Below are 19,735 nucleotides of genomic sequence, written 5' to 3' on the forward strand. Positions count from 1 at the left end.
GGCTGAGTTCTTCGGTAAAGAAGCTCGCCGTGACGTGAACCCAGATGAAGCAGTAGCAATGGGTGCTGCAGTTCAAGGTGGTGTACTAGCTGGTGATGTTAAAGACGTACTTCTGCTAGACGTTACTCCTTTGTCTCTAGGTATCGAGACTATGGGCGGCGTCATGACTAAGCTTGTTGAGAAAAACACGACGATTCCAACTAAAGCGAATCAAGTATTCTCAACCGCAGAAGATAACCAAAGTGCGGTGACTATTCACGTTGTTCAAGGTGAGCGTAAGCAAGCGATGTACAACAAGTCTCTAGGTCAATTCAATCTAGAGGGTATTCAGCCTGCGCCACGTGGATTGCCACAGATTGAAGTGACGTTCGATATTGATGCCAATGGTATCTTGAATGTTTCTGCGAAAGATAAATCGACTGGCAAAGAGCAGAAGATCACTATCCAAGCTTCAGGTGGCCTGAGCGATGCAGACATTGAGAAAATGGTTCAAGAAGCAGAAGCTAACAAAGAAGCGGACAAGAAGTTCGAAGAGCTAGCAACGGCACGTAACCAAGCTGACCAAGTGATTCATAGTACTCGTAAGCAAGTAGAAGAAGCTGGTGAAGCGCTACCTGCAGAAGAGAAAGAGAAGATCGAAGCAGCGATCACTGAGCTTGAAGAAGCTCGCAAGGGTGAAGACAAAGAAGCGATCGACGCGAAAGTACAAGCGCTAATGGCTGCAGCTCAAAAGCTAATGGAAATCGCTCAACAGAAAGCTCAAGCGGCAAATGGTGAGGCTCAAGCTAAATCAAATGTTGATGACGATGTGGTTGAAGCTGACTTCGAAGAAGTGAAGTAACGCCACCGACAGATAATTGTTTTCGAGCAATTAAAAGTTGAGTTATGTTCATAAATACATAAACTTATCGGTATTCAGGGCGTAAGAGGGAACTCATACGCCCTTTTTTTCCGTTTGAGTGAGAAATTGAGTGAGGTTTTAGCATGTCAAAACGAGATTATTACAGCGTGCTAGGTGTCTCCAAGGGAGCCTCAGAGAAAGATATTAAAAAAGCCTACAAGAAGTTGGCGATGAAATATCACCCCGATAAAAATCCCGGAGATGCGACGGCAGAAGCGAATTTCAAAGAAGTAAAAGAAGCTTATGAAATTCTAACGGACAAAGAAAAACGTAGTCAGTACGACCAATTTGGTCATGCGGCATTCGAAGGTGGTGGCTTTGGTGGACATGGCGGTCACGGTGGTCATGGCGGCGGTGGGTTCGAAGACATCTTCGGTGACGCATTCCGTCAACGAGGTGGCGGTTTTGGCGGAGGTAGCTTCGGTGGCGGCGGCTTTGGTGGCTTTGAGGATATCTTCTCACAAGCTCGAGGTGGTCGTGGGCGTCCGCGCGCTCAAAAAGGGCAAGACCAAGAATATACTCTGACGGTCGACTTTATTGATGCGGTTCAAGGGGCTGAAAAAACGGTCGAATTGCCAATCAATGGTGAACAGAAAAAGATCAATGTAAAGATCCCTGCCGGTATCAAAGATGGCGAAAAGATTCGCTACTCAGGTAAAGGTGGATTAGGTGTCAATGGTGGGCCTGCGGGTGATTTACTACTCGTTATTGCAACCAGGTCACATGCGTTTTTAGATCGCGATGGTAATGACCTTATCTGCAATACCAAGGTTGATATGGTCACTGCAGCGCTGGGGGGGGAAGTAGAAGTGAATGTGCTAGACAGTCGCTTTAAGCTTAAAATCCCTGCGGGTACGCAAACTGGGCGCAAGTTCAAGATGACTGGCAAAGGCATAACAAATCGTAAAGGTGAAACGGGCGATCTATTGGTGAAGATTCAAGTTGAAACACCAACCAATCTGACCGATGCACAGCGTGAGTTGTTAGAACAATTCAGAGCAACGCTTTAGTCTTTTAAAGTAAAATGAACTAAGCCCGCCTTAAAGCCAACGCATTACAATGTAACGTATTAGAATTCAGCCACTTTATGTGGCTGAATTTTTATGCATCAAATAAGTGATTATTTCAATTCTTGAGCATCGTTGCCGATGAACTATTCTTATTCTTACCCGTAAACAAATCATTGTCTAAGGGAGGTGAGTATGAGCATGGTTTTAAAAGCATTAGTCTTAGGACTACTATTTGGCTTACTAGCGAAAGAGACATTGGCAGCCTCTTGTCCTACGATACTCAATTCAACTCAAAGAGCCTTAAGCTCGACGAATGATGTCAATCTGTGTGAGCAGTTTCAGGGCAAAGTACTATTGGTGGTTAATACCGCGAGTCAATGTGGCTTTACCGGACAGTTTGAGCAATTAGAACAGCTACATAATCAATTTAAGGACCAGGGCTTTAGTGTTGTTGGTTTCCCATCGAACGACTTCAACCAAGATCGTGGCAGCGAAGAGAATACCGCGAAAGTCTGCTTTCTCGATTTTGGCGTCACATTTCCAATGATGGCGCGCAGTTCAGTGAAAGGACAGCAAGCCAACCCGGTGTTTTCCGAAATAGCTAAGCAGAGCGGGGTTTCCCCAAAGTGGAATTTCTACAAATATCTTATTGACAAAAATGGTGCGGTGGTTGGCGTATTCTCTTCAGGTATTTCTCCTACTGACACTAAAATCACCCAAATGATAGAAAAACAGTTGTAGACGGTTCGATATAGAAGAGACCCAAGAGCCTGAGATGATTATCCAAGCTCTGGGCCTATCGTGAGCGGTATCAACCAATAAAGAAGATGTAGCTTTGAATGATAATTAGGTTGGTTAAGTCGATAAAGAAAGCGCCTACAATAGGTACGACCATGAAAGCCATTGGTGATGGCCCAAAACGGCTTACTGTTGAGCCCATATTCATCACGGCAGTCGGTGTAGCTCCCATCCCAAAACCGCAATGTCCACTGGCGATAACTGCAGCATCATAGTTCTTTCCCATCACTCGAAACGTCACGAAATACGCAAATAATGCCATTACGATAGTTTGAACCGTGAGAATTATCAGGAACGGTACCGCGAGATTGTATATCTCCCAAAGCTGTAAACTCATCAGGGCCATCGACAAGAAGAAGTTGAGAGAAGTCGTTCCTAATATATGAACCGTTTCCATATTGATACGTTTAATCCCTGTTGCCTCAAATAGATTGGTGATGATGACCCCAATAAAGAGTGCGTAGACAAAGTCAGGGATCATAAGCCAGCGAATGCCAAGCGACTTAATCATTGGTCCGAGGGTTTTAGCACCTACGACGCAAATCATAAGCAGGCCAATCACTTCAACGATACTTTTAGAGGTGACTTTGTCTTGCTGAGCCTCGTCGTATGTCATAAGTTCTGGGTGTGAGGCGTGAATATCATGCTTTACGCCAAACTCTGAACTTAGCTTGTTCTTGGTTGCTAGTCGGTTCCCAACTGGACCACCGATGATGCCACCAATGATAAGACCAAATGTGGCGGAAGCCATAGCAAGCTCAAGTGTATTCTGAATGCCATATTGCTCGGTAAATGTGCCCGCCCATGCTGCGCCAGTGCCATGCCCACCAGAAAGCGTGATTGAACCAGCGATTAATCCCATAAGTGGATTCAAGCCAAGCGCTGATGCTAGCGCTACACCTACACCATTTTGAATAATGATGTAGACCGTTGCGACAAACAGAAACAAAAAGACTTTAAAACCACCTTTAGCAAGCTGTTTGTAACTAGCTGTCAAACCCACTGTGCTGAAAAACAGCATCATAAAGGTATCTTTTAACGGCAGTGAAAATTCAATCGCAATACCATTTAAGTGCGGAATCGTGATTAAGACAGCAGCAATAAGACCGCCTATGATTGGCTCTGGGATATTGTATTTGTCGAGAAAGGCGACTCTTTTTTTAAGAAAGTTACCGACGAACAGGACAACAATCGCGATCAAAAACGACTGTAATGGATCAATGGTAATAGTGTTGTGCATAGTTAACTTCGATTGTCTATACCATCCTTGAGGCTGAGAGTGTAACGACTGCTTTCGTCCTGTAGCGTCGTCTTATAATGTGATTGGGCAAACTATGACGCTAAAAAAAGTCGAATCTAATTGTATTCGACTTGGCAACCTTACGAGTAAGCAACGTCTCAAAAGGCAGGTGTTTACTACCAATACTATTGTTGGAAGGGAAGCATAACAGGCGTGATTAGTGCCGAAATAATGAGCTAGTTACCAATCGATAAACAATATATTTAGATAGAAAATTTAATGGCTTATATGCGAAATAATATGGGATTTATAAAAGTTTTATTGGCTGATGCTGAGGCGTGTTACGCCTCAGGCCAGAGAATTGAAGTTAGATTTTTGAAGAGTGTGAGCTATTACTGGCAGTGAAATCATGGCTAGTAAGCTGTTGAAATGGTCGCAGTCCGAATAGTGGCATGATGGCATAGATATGATCGAAAAGATCAGATTGAATGCCTTCATAGAGTCCCCAATCGGTGGTGTTGGTGAAACCGTAGATCTGTAGCGGTATCCCTTCTGGTGTTGGTTGAAGTTGTCTGACCATAATCAACATATACTGATGAATGTCTTTGTTCGCGTGCAAGTAGGCATTCAAATAAGCTCGAAACAGTCCGATGTTGGTGAACTTGCGTTGATTCGCTTCTAGGTCATCTTGCTCCAAGCTCTGATTGTAGTCGTCCATCTCTTTAGACTTCTCAAAAATATACTGTCTCAATAAACGAAGTTTGGTGAGTTCTTCAACTTCTTCTTTAGAAACAAACCGAATCGATGTTACATCTAAATTGACTGAACGAGTAATTCTACGCCCTCCAGAGTCAGACATTCCTTGCCAGTTAATGAAAGCATTTTGCACTAATGCATAGGCAGGTAGCATGCTGACAGTATTATCGAAGTTGCGAACCTTAATGGTAGTGAGCGAGATCTCTTCTACAGTACCGTTCGCGCCATAAGAGTCCATTTGTATCCAGTCATTGAGGCTCACCATTCTGTTAGCTGAAAGCTGAATACCGGCTACAAACCCCAATATAGTGTCTTTGAAGACCAGCATGACAAAACCAGTCGCCACCCCAAGCCCTGAGAACAAGATTACGGGCGCTTCATTGGCCAATATTGAAATAGTAACAATGACGCCAATAAAGAAGGTAAACAGCTTAATCAGTTGGACAAAACTCTTTATAGGCATGCGACGCGTGATGCCTTTGTAAGTTGCCAGATCGTTCACCGCATCTAAGAAGCAATACACCATCCAGAGAATCACAAGCAAAATCAAAATGGCTAAGATTCGATCAATCACTGTCGATAGAATGTCATAGTGGCTGATGGCAATGGGTATGAATATGTTTAGTACTAACAGTGGTGTAAGAATAGAGAGTTTTTCGAATACACGATTATTAGTGACGCATTCCGCCAGAGGTTTATTGGTTTTGAGCAGAATATGATTAAAGAAACGCACAAACACATGATGGGCAACCATAAAGCATATCAGCGCAATGGCTAAGCTTATAACGATTAACACGAGTGTCATCGTTCCGCCATCGAGCTCGCCTGTCGACATATAGATGTTTAATTTATCTGCAACAAAGTCGCGAAAGTGGTGTTCAATCAAACTAAAGTCCTTGGTTTTTAATATTGTTAGACCGTTTTTGGAGCAATTCTATGTAAAAAGCGTAGACGAAGAAACAAGTGTACGCTTTTGTTTCCAATACAGTTTAAAGAAACTTATGAATATCTGATAAGAAATTTATTACCTTTCTCTTGTTTGCTGACAAGATGGCGCTCATATTGAAAATACAATGAATTAAATCAGAACAATAATGTGTAGGAGTTCCAATGAAAGGTGTTATCTCTATTCAATCACACGTGGTTTACGGTCACGCAGGCAACAGTTCTGCCGTGTTCCCACTTCAGAGAATGGGTTTTGAAGTGTGGCCAATTCATACCGTGCAGTTTTCAAACCACACTCAGTATCAACAAGGTTGGACAGGGAAAGCATTTTCGGCAGAAGACATTTCAGAGCTTATCGCTGGTATCGACAATATTGGTCAGCTAAAGGACTGCAATGCGGTGTTGTCTGGTTACCAAGGTAGTGCGGAGCAGTGTCTGGCGGTTAAGGATGCCGTCACTAAAGTGAAGCAGCGAAACCCTGACGCTATTTATGTCTGTGATCCAGTAATGGGCGACCCAGAGAAAGGTTGTATTGTTCCTCAAGGAACCACCGAATATTTAGTAAATGACGTTATGCCAATGGCAGATGTTATCGTTCCTAATCAGTTTGAACTCAGCCAGTTCACCCAGATGGATATTGAATCATTGGAAGATGCCGTAGCGGCGTGCCAGAAAGCACTGACATTGGGACCTAAGATGGTACTGGTGAAGCACCTACATAGTATTTCTAACGATAAATTTACCATGATGTTGGCAACGCAAGAAGGCTGCTTTATTGCTCAACGTCCACATCTGACATTTACAAAACAACCGGTTGGTGTTGGTGATTTGATCTCGGCGTTATTCACAGCTGGATTATTAAAGGGCTGGACGGCCGAGCAAGCTTTTGCTCACGCGAATAATGCCAGCTATGCCATTTTAAAAGAGACGCAAAACCGTCAAGAATGGGAACTACAAACTATTGCAGCTCAGGAAGAGATCGTGGCGCCTGAAGAGCAGTTTACGATTGTTCAGGTTAAATAACGACTGACGTGATATTTATACAATGAAAAAACGGGAAACCTTTAGGTTTCCCGTTTTGCTTACCGAATTACATTACGCATTCTTTGGCGGAGTGAATGCCATTAATCCCGGTACTTTGCCAGTGTACTTCTCGATACGGACTAATGAAGAGTTCGCTGCACATCCGTTAGCAAGACGTGAAGTTGGAATATCGCTAGTCAGCACGTTCGCACCACCATTTCGGCACATGCCAGTTTCAGGATCAAGGTCAGGCCAGCCACCCTCATGGATACAAACAGAACCTTGTTTGATGCCATCGGTAACCAGCGCTCCAACTAGTACTTGGCCACGGTCATTATATGCACGAACCAGGTCGCCAGACTTGATACCATACTTCTTCGCATCTTCAGTGTTAATTGAAATCGGCTCGCGGTTAGCGATTGCATACTCTTCACGAAGCTTAGCGTAGTTAAATTGACTGTGTAGGCGGTGAGCAGCGTGCGCTGTCATTAGCTGTAGCTCGCCATCTTTAGCTGAGCCGAAGAACTCGGTTGGCTCCATCCAAGTAGGGTGCGCTGGACAATCTTCGTAGCCATAGCCTTCAATGGTTTTCGAATAGATCTCAATTTTGCCACTTGGCGTGCCAAGCGGGTTCATCACTGGATCTTTTCTAAAGTCAGCGTGGCGAACAAATCCAGCCGCTTTCTTATTGAACTTCATTTCGATCAGTTCATTAGTATCCCAGAACTTACCAAAGTTAGGCATACGAACGCGTGCAGCACGACCGCCTTTTTGAGCCGCTTCATAGAAACCTTTTAGCCAATCCATTTCAGATTTGCCTTCGGTGTAGACATCGCGACCACCTGCTTTGATAAGCTCAGACATATCAGCAAACACGTCGAAGTCATTACGTGCTTCACCTTGAGGCTCAACTACTTTTTTCATCGGTACGAGATGCTGGTTACTGTAGTCACCCGTCATCGTCATATCATTACGTTCGAATGAGGTGGTGATAGGCAGTACGATGTCAGCGTGTTTAGCTGCTGCGGTCCAGTAGATCTCTGAGATAACAATGAGCTCAGGTTTTTGCCACGCTTTGATCAAACGGTTGGTATCTTGGTGGTGGGTAAAGTTTGCACCGCCAGCCCACCAGATCATCTTAATGTCCGGGAAGGTTTTTTCATGACCGTTGTGTTGGTAAGCTTTTCCTGGGTTTTCTAGAGCTTCAACAATTCGAGCAACTGGGAATGAATTGACAGCGCCTGAAATGGCCCAGTCATTACCTGCAGACGAACCCCCACCAATAGAAGCAGAAATTGCAGGTAGAACGCCAGCGTCACGTGTAGGGTTACCACCGTTTGAGTAATGGTAAGAGAAACCGAAGCCACCGCCAGGAAGACCAATTTGACCTAGCATTGCCGCCAATGTAGCAATCATCCAGTGACGCTGCTCACCAAATTGTTGACGTTGAATACCCCAGCCAGCCATAAGCATGGTGCGATTGTCGCTGAAGATGTCAGCAAGTAGCTCAATTTGTTTAGCTGGAACACCTGTGATGTCCGCTGCCCACTCTGAAGTTTTCTCTACACCGTCTTCTTTGCCTAACAAGTAAGCTTCGAATTGGTCATAACCAGTGGTGTACTTATCTAGGAAGGCTTTATCGTGCTTACCTTTCTTAACCAAGGTGTGTGCGATACCCATGAGCATAGCAACGTCGGTCATTGGGCGAGGCGCGATCCATTGGATTTTGTCCTCAAAGAAATCAATGGTTTCGGAGCGCATTGGGTCGATAGCGATAATGGTTTTGCCTGACTTCTTAAGCTGGTGGAAGAACTCCAAACCAGAGCAGTCCGTTGAACTCCAAGCGATCTTAAGGGTGTTTAGTGGGTTCATACCCCAAAGCACAACGACGTCACTGTTTTCTAGCACCATTGGGTGTGTAGTTTGCTGCTCATACACCTCAATCGAGCCCATAACGTGAGGCATGATAACTTGCGCGGCACCAGTAGAGTAATCACCTAGGTGACCTGAGTAGCCACCTGCCAAACTCATATAACGTTGTAGTAGAGTTTGCGCTTTGTGAAGCACACCAGATGAACGCCAACCGTACGAACCAGCAAATACCGATTCTGCGCCATTAGCTTTACGGATTCGCATATGCTGCTCGTGAATCAGCTTGTAGGCATCGTCCCATGACACGCGAACATACTCGTCTTTGCCACGTTCGCCTGCTGGTGCTTCAGGGTTTTCGAGATACCCCTTGCGCACCATTGGATATTTGATACGAGCTTTAGTGTATACCTGATCTGGGCCTGTAGTTTGCAAGCTATTTGGTACCGTTTGAGCAAGCGCATTCTTAGTGGAAATCAGCTTTCCATCAACCACTTCACAAAGCATCGGCCCCATGCGGCCTGCGGTTAGAACACCTGAGCCTCGTTTTGATGCCGCTGAAACGGATAGGGGAGTCAAGGAAGTAAAAGCGAGCGCACCTGCTGCCATACTTGAACCTTTGAGGAATCCACGACGTGTAATATCTGTCATAACGCTTTCCTTATTTTTAGTGACCAGCCACGTCTTTTGCGTGGTTTTGGAAGAACTTAGTGAGAATTTCTAAATCAAGAGCTGAGATATCGGTGCGATCACCCATACCTTTTGCAACCGGTCCCCATGCATTGACCGTAAAGTGGTTCGCTGGGATTTTTGCGTGGCACGTCGAGCAGTAAACATTGTCTAGCTCTTCGGCATAGCCCCACAATGCATCCGGACTGCCTAATACTGGTTCAGTAATGTCGGTGGTGAGGGTGGCAGTGCGCCATTCATTTCCGTACTCGTCTGCTTCAAACTCGCCAACGTTCAGTGCTTGTTGACCGGCGTCAGAAAGTGTTGCAATGATGTTTCGCTGCCCTTTGCCCATATATAGGACTTGTTCTGCCCCTTTCATTTGGTAGCCTGACAGCGCCACTGTGCGAGTAGTGTCGGTGTGTTTAACCACGGACATTTCTACAGCAGGATTGATGGTGCCGAGTTCTTGCAGAGCTATAGGCCCTACGGAGTAAACCGTCGTTGCATCTGCTGGTGTGTTATCCGTTTGCGCAACGACACGGTTATAAGCTTCGGTATCAAGCTCCGGTTCAGGCGCGAAGTGAGCGACGCCCTTGTGGCAGTCAATACATGTTTGATTGTTAGCAATACCGTACTCGTGCATTTTTGCGGCATCTTCAGATTGCTCGTAGGTATCCATTGCATCAAATGAGTGACATGAGCGACAGGTGGCGGAGTCATTCGCACGCAATTGCGCCCAAACAGTTTCTGCCATCTCCATACGATGTGCTTCATATTTGTCTTCATCATCAATTTTGCCGGTTACAAACTCGTGATAGATATCTTTTGAAGCACGGATTTTAGTGATGACGTAATCGAGTGGGTCACTTGGTATATGGCAGTCTGAACACTCAGCGCGAATACCTTTTGCGTTAGTAAAATGGATGGAACCTTGATATTCCTCATAAGGGATCTGCATTGTATGGCAGGAAAGACAAAATTCGGTGCTGGATGTTTTGTGCATAATTGCAGCAGTGCCGCCAAAACTCAGCCAACCAATTAATATTCCCACACAGGTAATGAGCAAAATATATCGTTTTTTTAAATTCATAAGTATTTATTAATAAATGTGTCATTTCGTGATTATTTATAACGCTACTCCTTTAGTAGTATGTTTGGATTTGATTTGAATCATAGATAGGCGCACTAATCTTGTGGGTTTTTATAACTGTGCTAAAGCTCACTTTTCTCTGTCGGAATTAGAGTACAAAAAAAGGACACCATATAGTGTCCTTGAGAATATGTACCTATTTTCTAATACAAATATCTATTTAGTGATCAAGATACAGATAATTCTGCCAGCTTTTCATTCGTATCAAAACCTTACGCATAATAGAAACATGAGTGAAACTATCTGAATAAATAGCAATTTCTGCGTTAGAACCTGTCGGCAGGACATATTGACTCATGTCATCTTCGATCACCAATTTCACCATAGCACGTCCCATAGTGTTAAAGCTCTGGGTTGTTCTTAGTGTTCCACTCGCACTAATCTGACCTTCCGCAATAGTGGGTAAAACTTCCACGACTTTTCCTTTGAACACTTTTCCTGGCAGTGCTCTAAATAAGAACTCTGCTTCAAACCCGGGTTGGAGTCGCTGTAACGAGTTCTGACGAAATGCACCAACGTAGAAATTCTCTTCGGTATGGACAAACGTCATCAAGGGAACAAGTGGAAGTGGTACTGCCATCATACCGGGGCGAAGCGCTAGTTGAGTCACATAGCCGTCGGTTGGTGCACGAACCACAGTTTCTTTAAGGTTGAATTCAGCTTGTATCAATTGGGCTTTAAGCTGAGCAACCGTAGTGTTTTCACCGTAAATTTGCGACTCAAACGCTAAACGTGCACTTTCTTCCTTCGCTTGAGAGGCTTCCAAAGCGGCTTGATTTGCTTTGAAGGTTTGCAGACGAGTATCGACTTGTTGCGCCGTAAAAGCGCCTTTTTTAAAGCCTTTTTGGTAACGAGCATACTCTCGTTCAGCTTTATCGCGCTCGGCTAGAGCTTTGATTGTGTCAGATTGGGCCGCTTTGTACGCGCTTTCTAGTTGAAGTACATCTTGCTCCGCGTCTGCAAGCGCGGCTTTTGCACGAATCACTTCCGCTTCAAATGGAATTGGATCAATACGGAACAACACATCGCCTTTCTCAAGCTGTTGGTTCGCTTCGACATCGACTTCAATGACTTTACCACGCACGCTAGAAACAATGGGAGTAGTACTGTAAAACTGTCCACCGATTTGACTAAATGGATGGTTATAGTTCATCAAAAGAATCAGAGTACCGATTAGTACCACGCCACCAAGCACTGCAGTAGGCACTGTCCATTTGTTCAAAGGAATCTTAAAGATCTTAAAAATGGCAATACATAGCGCTGCATAAGTGAGTATCAGTAATAAATCCATGGATTACTTCTCCTCTGCTTGTTGTTGAACGGCAGCGTTAGATTGCTTGCCTTTAAGATAAGTGACTTCTTGCTCAAGTTCGGAAACTTGATCGATAAGACGTTCGAGTCGGTGATGAAGATCGTGTTGCTCTTCCTCCAATTTATGAAAACCCCAACCGCGCTCACTACGCCATAAGGTTGCCCAAATCCAAAGAAATGGCCATATTGTGTGAAGCGTAAATAAGCTTACCCAACCAGCAACATGTATGGCATCCTGATGAGGATGGTCACGCTCTTTTGCTATTTCATAAGGAATGTCGTGAATAACGATAATTCCATAAAAAATAACCAGAGCAACGAAGACAAGAAGGCCTAGAGCAAAATAATCAAGAAACATAATGCATCCTTGCTAACAAGTAATGAAGAGAACAATGTGTTCATTCGGTAAGTTAAGTATCTGTTATATTTATGTATTAAACAACACTGTGCGGTAATTAAAAGGATAGAAAGTGGGATTTATTGGAGAAGCAGCTGCGGTAGGCGCTGCGATGGTTTGGGCGATTGCAACATGGATATACAGCCAGTTTTCACATCACTTCACTGCGTTACAACTTAATATCATTAAAGGATCAATCGCGTCGTTGATGATGTTGATTGTTCTGCCATTTACTCCAATGCCAGAGGTTGCAATAGAACCTAAGTATTTATGGGTTTTAGGTATCTCTGGTGTTATTGGTATAGCCATTGGTGACAGTGCCTACTTTGCGGCGTTAAAAAGAATCGGTGCTAATAAAACTCTGTTGCTGGAATCTTTGGCACCGCCTTTGTCAGGAGTTCTCGCACTTATATTTCTGGGCGCAGCACTGCAACTGCAAAGCTGGTTAGGCGTTATCATTACTACCATTGCGGTGACAGCAGTTGTATTCCAACCGAATGAAAGTGACGGTTCGGCTCTCAATCTTCACGGTGTTGGGTATGGGCTCGTCGCCAGCGTTTGTCAGGCTTCTGGGGTGGTGATTTCCCACTTTGCTTTGGTGCAAGGGGATCTCCCTCCGTTGCTAGGTGCACTCATTCGATTAGTCATTGGTGTCATGGCGGTTGCCGCCATCATTCCCTTTGTCGAGAAAAAGCCATTTTCGACGATTCTTATTCAAAGCCGAGATATGTCGAAAAAGAATTGGACCTGGTTGCTTGCCGCTATATTTGTAGGAACATTCTTAGCATTGTGGTTACAGCAGGTAGCCTTAAAGCACGCCAACCCTGCTATTGCCCAAACACTGATTGCGACCAGTCCGTTGTTTATCCTAATCATTTACGCGATTCGTGGGGAGCGCGTGACTAAACGAAGTGTACTAGGGACATTATGTGCATTGGGAGGAATCTCCCTGTTTTTCTTGTAATCAAATGCAGGGATAAAAAGAAAATAATATCGAAATGCCTACTAACTAAGTAGGCATTTTAGTGTCATAGGCGAGTCGGTAACCCCTAAACGTTGCGCCGCAGTTTGACCAGATTTGTCTTGGTAACAAAGGTTGTGCCACGCTCTGAAGATATCCAATAGCGGATGAATTCCGGCAGGTCTTAGCTTTCTTCTTGGTTCGTTGATAAAGCTTTCGAACAGCAATTGGAATCGGTCTTGGTAAAAATCGATCTGTTTGGTCGAAGCTGATTTCAACCAATAAGGAACATTTGGATTACTCCCGGCTAAATAACATATTCCTTTACTCGCACCGGAAGGTTGTTGAGTCACTGCCCAGCGGTCGCGCCACCACCCCATCAGAACAACGTCGATCATCTCTGATGGTTCAGAATCAGCCCAATTTTCATCTTGCTCAACATACATAAGATCGACAGTGCCGGCTTGAATACGAGGCAAGCAAATCGTAAGAGCGGCAGAGCGCAATACCGGATCTTGCGGCATATAAATCGAAACCCGTTTGCTATCGGTTAACGACTGTAAAATATGCAAATAATGCGCATAAGAGGTATAGGGTGCGCGTATCAGCGCTCCGACGGCTGGATAATTAAACGCTGCAAAATTACCGAGAGGATCTTCGACATTGCTACGCGCCAGAATGTTCTGATACTTGACATCGATACGACTTTTTAAGTTATCGGTAGGTATATTTACTTCGCTATTGTTTTCTGCACTGTAGTCGGATGGGACAATCTGGCAATCCACTTGAAAGGCATTGTGATCGGTAAAGCTAGTTGGCTTGGCATCAACAGAATAATTGGTATGCTGACACAATACGTAACCCGAGTTAGCGTCACAGGTTGCGAACCAGAACACGCCATTGTTACTAAGTGGCTGAAGCGTCCGATAGTTGGATGTTAGTTGGTATTCATCAGCGTGATTAATCCATCTCGCATCAATATCAGCAAGCTTGCGTCGGCAACGACTGGCGATTTGATCAATATGATCATAGAAAGTCTTCGGGTTGATTTCGAGCTTTCGACAGATTTCTCTTACCGAGTAGCCAGTGAACAATAAACCTAAGAGTGTCTCTTGAAAGGAGAGCTTTTTGTTGGTTCCAGACCAACGATCGACGAAAGTACCCTGACAGGATTTACAGCGGTACCGCTGACGATCACCGCTAAAGCCAAAAGCGTGGTAACGATCTTTATGAGTATGAACGGACAGGCCATAATTTTCACATTGAGCGTCCTTACAAGAGGGAAGGCCGTCATGGTGATGTTGGCTTAAGCGGTCAAGTTCGTTAAGAACTTCTTGGTTATTAAGTAGGGGGGGAAACGCGCCACACTCTCGGCATACCATCGCTGGCCGTTTAGGATTACTGTGCTGCAGGATATAGAGGTTTGCATCACTTCGTCCAAAATTGTCACACGCCAATGTTTTACAAAAATTGAGCTGTAATCCATTTGCGGCTAACGGCAGTCTGCCTTCTGACACGTTCACCCCCTATGGTTCGGTCGATTCCTTGGCAAAGAAAAGCCAGCTCATTCAGGCATTGAGCTGGCTTTGTTCTTTAAATGTTGATTGCAGTCTCTAGCGCTACAACCATCATGTCATTAAATGATTTTTGACGGTCTTCTGAGCTTAGTTTCTCACCACGGATAATGTGGTCTGACACCGTTAGTACGGTCAGTGCCTTAGCACCTAGGTCAGCAGCTACACCGTAAATACCTGCCGCTTCCATATCTACACCAAGAATGCCCAGATGTTTCATTTTATCGAAAATGTCTGCTTCTGGAGTGTAGAAAAGATCCGCAGAAAAAATGTTACCCACTTTTACTGGTACTTCTTGCAAGCGCGCTTGTTTTACCGCTTCTTCAAGTAGGCCGTAGTCTGCAATAGCAGCAAAGTCATGATCGTTAAAACGGATACGGTTCACTTTTGAATCCGTTGATGCACCCATACCGATGACAACGTCCATAAGGTTAACGTCGTCGCGTACAGCACCACAGCTACCAACGCGGATAACATTTTTTACGCCGTAATCTTTGATTAGCTCGTGAACGTAGATGCAGCATGATGGGATACCCATACCGTGGCCCATAACAGACACTTTTTTGCCTTTGTAAGTACCTGTGAAGCCAAACATGTTGCGAACGTCACACACTTTTACAACGTCTTCAAGAAAAGTTTCCGCGATATATTGCGCGCGAAGTGGGTCACCTGGCATTAGTACAGTTTCCGCGAAATCACCTGGATTAGCATTAATGTGTGGGGTAGCCATTGTATCACTCCTAAAGTTTTAACTAATTCTGTTGAACGTGTTGTTCGTCGTTGATGGGGAGTTTATACCGATATATTGGTGTTCTATGAGATTTTAATCACATTTCTGTCGGTAATTATATAAAAGGCAACTAATGATAACTAAATCTGTTGAAAGTGGTTAGGCAATCGATTTTTTCTGCAAAAATCACTCGATGAGAAAATTTTTCGTGGAGAAGTGAACCAAATTGCGGTTCGATACATACAATTGTACAAGATAAAATTTTGTATCACTTATTGGCCAATAACATGCAATGCCAACAGATGAACGTAGCGAGGGGTTTAACATGGAAGACGCAATTGTAGTGGGCATCAGTTCCTGTTTATTAGGGGAGAAAGTCCGTTTTGATTCAGGCCATAAGCAAAGTAGTTACGTTAATAAAGAGTTAGCGGACTACTTTGAATTTGTGTCTGTTTGCCCAGAGGTAGGCATGGGACTCCCTGTGCCCAGACCAACTATACGTTTGATGACGAATGAAGAACGTATCGCGTTGGTGGATACAAAAGACAGTACACGTGACCATACTGAAGGCATGATGCACTTCTCCCGAGAGAAGGTTGCCGAACTTAAAGACACGGAAATGTGTGGCTATATTGTCTGTGCTAAATCTCCAAGTTGCGGGATGGAGCGAGTTAAAGTCTACAGCAAAGGACACGCATCTACAGATGGAGTGGGATTGTATACTAAGCACCTCATGGATCAGATGCCGTGGCTACCTGTAGAAGAAGATGGACGATTGAATGACCCGGTTCTGAAAGAGAACTTCATTTCACGTATTTACAGTTTGAAAGACTTCTATCGCTCAATGGAAGGTAAGCCGACACCTGGGAAGATTGTCGCCTTTCATTCTCGCTATAAATTGACACTAATGGCGCATGATCCAAGTGCTTACAAATCGCTTGGCCGCCTTGTTGCTAACCAAAGTGACTACGCTCCAGATGACTTTTACACCGAGTATCGTAATGGCTTGATGGATGCGTTAAAAAATCGAGCAAGCAGAAAGAATGTCACTAACGTCTTAATGCATATCCAGGGGTATTTTAAGCGGGCATTAAACAAAGATGAAAAAGCAGAACTAGCCAAAGTTATCGATGACTACCGTGTTGGATTGTTACCTATTTTAGCGCCGCTAACCTTGTTAAAGCATTATTTGAGTGCTTACCCAGATGATTACTTGGCGAGCCAAATTTTCCTTCAACCACACCCAGAAGAGATGCGTTTAAGATATGGATTGTAATGAAAAACGGTACGCCATTAGAGAAATAGCAGATTTGACCGGTATTAAACCTGTGACATTACGAGCATGGCAGCGTCGTTACAGTTTGGTTCAACCGCTTCGTACTGAAAAGGGTCACAGGCTATATACTTCGGATGATCTCGAAAAGATAAAAACAATTCAGAGTTGGCTCAACAAGGGCGTCTCTATCGGCAAGGTAAAGTCTTTATTGGAATCTGAAGTGGTTTCGAGTGCTGTCGAAGACGCTAATCAATTGGAAGAAGTGTCAGAGACGTTGAATAGTTTAGCGGATTTAGATGGTGGAAAAACCGATAGGTTGATAGCAATGGTACTCAAGGAGTATCCACTGACTATTGTGGAATCTAAGTTCGTTATTCCTATATTGGGAGCTATCCAGTTTTTGAAGCTTGGACCTCGCTCTTTACAGCTTGCGTTGTTTAAAACGATGTTTATTAAGCATCTGACTTTGATGGTCAACTCTGAGAGTAAACGTGGCCATCGGTTGGATAAATTAATAGTGAATTTGGATGAAGCGGGAAACATCTACGCGTGGCTTTACTACGCTCAGTTGATAGAACAGGGTGAGAGCGTGGTTTTTTTAGATGGGGTAGAGGAGATGAGTACGCTGTTCACCGATGTGACTCCGTATCAAACTATCTATTTATTTGCACAAAAGTCATTGCCAGAGAAACAGCTTGATACCATTGTTGAGGCGCAGCAAATGGACGGTAATAATATTCGAGTTTCCCCCGTCATTGCTCATTTGATGGACGTACGCAAAGGGGCTGTTTCATGAGGTTAGTCCTATTCAATCGAGATCTACGCGTCACAGATAACACGGCGTTAATCGAAGCAATAGATGGCGAATCCCCTGTCATAGCTGCATTTGTTGCTACCCCAGAACAGTGGAAAAGTCATTCGCTTTCGCCCATTCAAGCTGATTTAATTTGGCGACGCCTCACTGTTTTGGACAGTGAGCTAAAACAACTCAATGTGCCTCTTATCTACCATGAAGCTCAAGATTATGCTGCTGCGAATACATGGGTGGCTGACATTTGTGACCAATTTTCTGTTCAAGAGGTATTCTTGAACTGCGATTATGAGACCAATGAAACCATACGAGTCAAGGGACTGTCTGAGATCGCTGGTACAAAATGGAGTATTAGGACGTTTGATGACAAGTGTATTTTAAAACCCGGGTCGGTACTCAATCAAAAGGGAGAGTACTTTAAGGTATTTACGCCTTTTAAAAAGGCGTGGTTAAAAATCGTTGGTGAAGTGATCGTGCGTAAACCACTGGTATCAGCATCAGTGACTGTGCCTGCCAACCTCTTGTTCGACTCCAGTTCCTCATTTTCGTATCCAACGAGAAATAGCTCAGAATGGCCTGTAGATAGCCACGAGATCATCCGGCGGCTGCGAGACTTCTCTGCTGATAAAGCGAGCTTCTACCAAGCCGAGCGGGACTTCCCAGCTTTAGACAGTACAAGTATGTTAAGCCCTTATCTTGCCATTGGAGCAATATCGGCTCGTCAATGTGTCGCTAGGCTTAAGTATGATGCGGCCAATTGTTCGTTATCAACTGGTGCAGAGACTTGGTTGAGTGAGCTAATCTGGCGGGAATTTTACCAACACCTTATCTATTTCGAACCCAAGCTTTGTAAACATCGCGGATACTTATCGTGGGAGAAAAACCTGAAGTGGACCGGAAAGCTTGACCATTTTAAGCAATGGTGTGAGGGAAAAACAGGTTATCCAATCGTCGACGCTGCTATGCGGCAGCTTAATACCAAGGGGTGGATGCACAATCGATTGAGAATGGTAGTAGCCAGTTTCTTAACTAAAGATTTGCATTTGGATTGGAGGTTAGGGGAGCAGTACTTTATGACACAACTCATTGACGGTGACTTTGCTTCCAACAATGGTGGATGGCAATGGTGCGCATCTACGGGTTGTGATGGGCAACCCTATTTTCGTATTTTTAACCCAATAAGTCAGGGAGAAAAATTCGATGCCAATGGCGAGTTTATAAGAACGTGGATTCCTGAGCTTAACTCGGTCCCTAACAAATTTATCCACAAGCCCTGGCTTTGGAATGAGTTCGAGAATGTCGATTATCCGCAGCCGATAGTTGATCATAAGATACAAAGAGATATAACCTTAGCTTTGTATAAAGATGCAAAGGACCAACATTGATGTTACGTAAAACCCTTTTAGCCGCCTGTTTGGGCTTTTCACACTGGTTGAGTGCCGCCACCTACAACCTTCCGACTGACGGGAGTAATATGGTGGGAACGTTGCAGTATCACAGTGTGGTGGCTGGGGAAACCATGTCTGATATTGCTAAGCAGTATGATGTTGGCTTTCTTTCTCTAATGGCAGCAAACAAGGGTGTGGATCCTTTCTTACCCAAAGAAGGCTACGTGCTGACTATTCCCAGTCAGGCTATTTTGCCGCATGTCGATTATAAAGGCATCGTGATCAATTTGGCTGAGCTGAGGTTGTACTATTTTGAACCTGACAAAAGCCTGGTTCACATCTTTCCAGTAGGTATTGGCCGAATTGGTCAAGATACACCGGAAATGACAACGAAAATCAGCCAATTGAGAGAGGCGCCAACTTGGACGCCGCCTACTTCAATTCGTAAAGAGTATTTAGCTAAAGGTGTTGAGCTGCCAAAAGTTGTTCCCGCTGGCCCGGAAAACCCGCTCGGAGACTATGCGATGCGACTTGCGTACGGGACGGGCTCTTACTTGATCCATGGAACTAACAAAGACTTTGGTATTGGTCTGAGGGTAAGTGCTGGTTGTATCCGAATGGACCCGAAAGACATTGATTGGTTATTCCACCAAGCGAAAATAGGTATGCAAGTAAGAATCATTGATGAGCCTATCAAGATCGCATTAGAGCCAGACAGAAGTGTGTTTATTGAGGCACATGAACCTTTGACCCGCAGTGATGGGACTAAAAAGGAAATGGACATCCCTCAAGAGCTGACTTGGTGGCTTGACGAGTACGGTATTAATGATCGAATTGCTCGCGCGGCGGTGTTAGCACAAAATGGTGTGCCGATTGAAGTTGTACCGGCTATGGATGACTTAGAATAACAGGTCGATTTACAG

The 19,735-nt window shown here is 44.4% G+C and carries 17 protein-coding genes; 9 read left to right on the forward strand and 8 right to left on the reverse strand.

Annotated elements, in window-relative coordinates; all coding sequences use genetic code 11:
* From L2W36_RS10815 to L2W36_RS10825, 3 genes are all read left to right on the forward strand, one after another.
* Positions 1-841, forward strand: an 841-nt coding sequence (locus tag L2W36_RS10815; protein WP_236110029.1) for an Hsp70 family protein, incomplete at its 5' end; no start/stop codon positions are given.
* 143 nt (positions 842-984) lie between these two features.
* Positions 985-1,911: a DnaJ C-terminal domain-containing protein gene (locus tag L2W36_RS10820; RefSeq protein ID WP_038226117.1), complete on the forward strand. Its 927-nt coding sequence runs from the start codon at positions 985-987 to the stop codon at positions 1,909-1,911.
* Positions 1,912-2,109: 198 nt separating this feature from the next.
* Positions 2,110-2,652 carry a glutathione peroxidase gene (locus L2W36_RS10825; protein ID WP_236110132.1) on the forward strand — a complete coding sequence of 181 codons (543 nt, stop codon included), beginning with the start codon at positions 2,110-2,112 and terminating at the stop codon, positions 2,650-2,652.
* A gap of 70 nt (positions 2,653-2,722) precedes the next feature.
* Here L2W36_RS10825 and gltS read toward each other — a convergent pair whose 3' ends face one another.
* Together gltS and L2W36_RS10835 are read right to left on the reverse strand one after the other, a co-directional pair.
* Positions 2,723-3,949: a sodium/glutamate symporter gene (gene gltS, locus L2W36_RS10830; protein ID WP_006069332.1), complete on the reverse strand. Its 1,227-nt coding sequence runs from the start codon at positions 3,947-3,949 to the stop codon at positions 2,723-2,725.
* 367 nt (positions 3,950-4,316) lie between these two features.
* The gene (locus L2W36_RS10835) at positions 4,317-5,591 is read right to left on the reverse strand and encodes a mechanosensitive ion channel family protein (protein WP_006069331.1); all 1,275 of its coding nucleotides are present in this window, start codon (positions 5,589-5,591) and stop codon (positions 4,317-4,319) included.
* 224 nt (positions 5,592-5,815) lie between these two features.
* Between L2W36_RS10835 and pdxY the strand changes: the two genes are divergently transcribed.
* Positions 5,816-6,673: a pyridoxal kinase PdxY gene (gene pdxY, locus L2W36_RS10840; protein ID WP_006069330.1), complete on the forward strand. Its 858-nt coding sequence runs from the start codon at positions 5,816-5,818 to the stop codon at positions 6,671-6,673.
* 72 nt (positions 6,674-6,745) lie between these two features.
* On the opposite strand, the gene L2W36_RS10845 is transcribed toward pdxY, so the two are convergent.
* From L2W36_RS10845 to L2W36_RS10860, 4 genes are all read right to left on the reverse strand, one after another.
* Entirely contained in the window at positions 6,746-9,193 is a 2,448-nt protein-coding gene (locus L2W36_RS10845) for a molybdopterin guanine dinucleotide-containing S/N-oxide reductase (protein WP_096442008.1), read from the reverse strand.
* A gap of 16 nt (positions 9,194-9,209) precedes the next feature.
* Entirely contained in the window at positions 9,210-10,304 is a 1,095-nt protein-coding gene (locus L2W36_RS10850; RefSeq protein WP_006069328.1) for a NapC/NirT family cytochrome c, read from the reverse strand.
* Positions 10,305-10,524: 220 nt separating this feature from the next.
* Entirely contained in the window at positions 10,525-11,655 is a 1,131-nt protein-coding gene (locus tag L2W36_RS10855) for an HlyD family secretion protein (protein ID WP_038226123.1), read from the reverse strand.
* Between the two features lie 3 nt (positions 11,656-11,658).
* Positions 11,659-12,033, reverse strand: coding sequence for a DUF3302 domain-containing protein (locus L2W36_RS10860; protein ID WP_038226125.1), 375 nt, complete (start codon positions 12,031-12,033; stop codon positions 11,659-11,661).
* Positions 12,034-12,145: 112 nt separating this feature from the next.
* Here L2W36_RS10860 and L2W36_RS10865 point away from each other — a divergent pair, with 112 nt between their 5' ends.
* Entirely contained in the window at positions 12,146-13,036 is an 891-nt protein-coding gene (locus L2W36_RS10865) for a DMT family transporter (RefSeq protein WP_329605671.1), read from the forward strand.
* A 41-nt stretch (positions 13,037-13,077) separates the two neighbouring features.
* On the opposite strand, the gene L2W36_RS10870 is transcribed toward L2W36_RS10865, so the two are convergent.
* Positions 13,078-14,550 carry a lactate dehydrogenase gene (locus tag L2W36_RS10870; RefSeq protein WP_236110030.1) on the reverse strand — a complete coding sequence of 491 codons (1,473 nt, stop codon included), beginning with the start codon at positions 14,548-14,550 and terminating at the stop codon, positions 13,078-13,080.
* Positions 14,551-14,626: 76 nt separating this feature from the next.
* A complete protein-coding gene (gene deoD / locus L2W36_RS10875) occupies positions 14,627-15,337 on the reverse strand; it encodes a purine-nucleoside phosphorylase (protein WP_006069323.1) in 711 nt (236 codons plus the stop codon).
* A 325-nt stretch (positions 15,338-15,662) separates the two neighbouring features.
* Here deoD and L2W36_RS10880 point away from each other — a divergent pair, with 325 nt between their 5' ends.
* From L2W36_RS10880 to L2W36_RS10895, 4 genes are read left to right on the forward strand one after another with little or no spacing between them, the layout of a single operon-like run.
* A complete protein-coding gene (locus L2W36_RS10880) occupies positions 15,663-16,613 on the forward strand; it encodes a YbgA family protein (protein WP_096442000.1) in 951 nt (316 codons plus the stop codon).
* Positions 16,603-17,409, forward strand: a complete 807-nt coding sequence (locus tag L2W36_RS10885) for a MerR family transcriptional regulator (RefSeq protein WP_236110031.1) — start codon at positions 16,603-16,605, stop codon at positions 17,407-17,409. Before L2W36_RS10880 ends, L2W36_RS10885 begins: the two co-directional genes overlap by 11 nt.
* Positions 17,406-18,809 (forward strand): deoxyribodipyrimidine photo-lyase, encoded by a 1,404-nt coding sequence (gene phrB, locus L2W36_RS10890; RefSeq protein ID WP_236110032.1) that lies wholly within the window; start codon positions 17,406-17,408, stop codon positions 18,807-18,809. Before L2W36_RS10885 ends, phrB begins: the two co-directional genes overlap by 4 nt.
* Positions 18,809-19,720: a L,D-transpeptidase family protein gene (locus tag L2W36_RS10895; protein ID WP_038226132.1), complete on the forward strand. Its 912-nt coding sequence runs from the start codon at positions 18,809-18,811 to the stop codon at positions 19,718-19,720. Before phrB ends, L2W36_RS10895 begins: the two co-directional genes overlap by 1 nt.
* Positions 19,721-19,735: the final 15 nt, after the last annotated feature.

This window comes from Vibrio sp. McD22-P3 (genome assembly GCF_021568915.1).
GTDB classification, from domain to species: domain Bacteria; phylum Pseudomonadota; class Gammaproteobacteria; order Enterobacterales; family Vibrionaceae; genus Vibrio; species Vibrio mediterranei.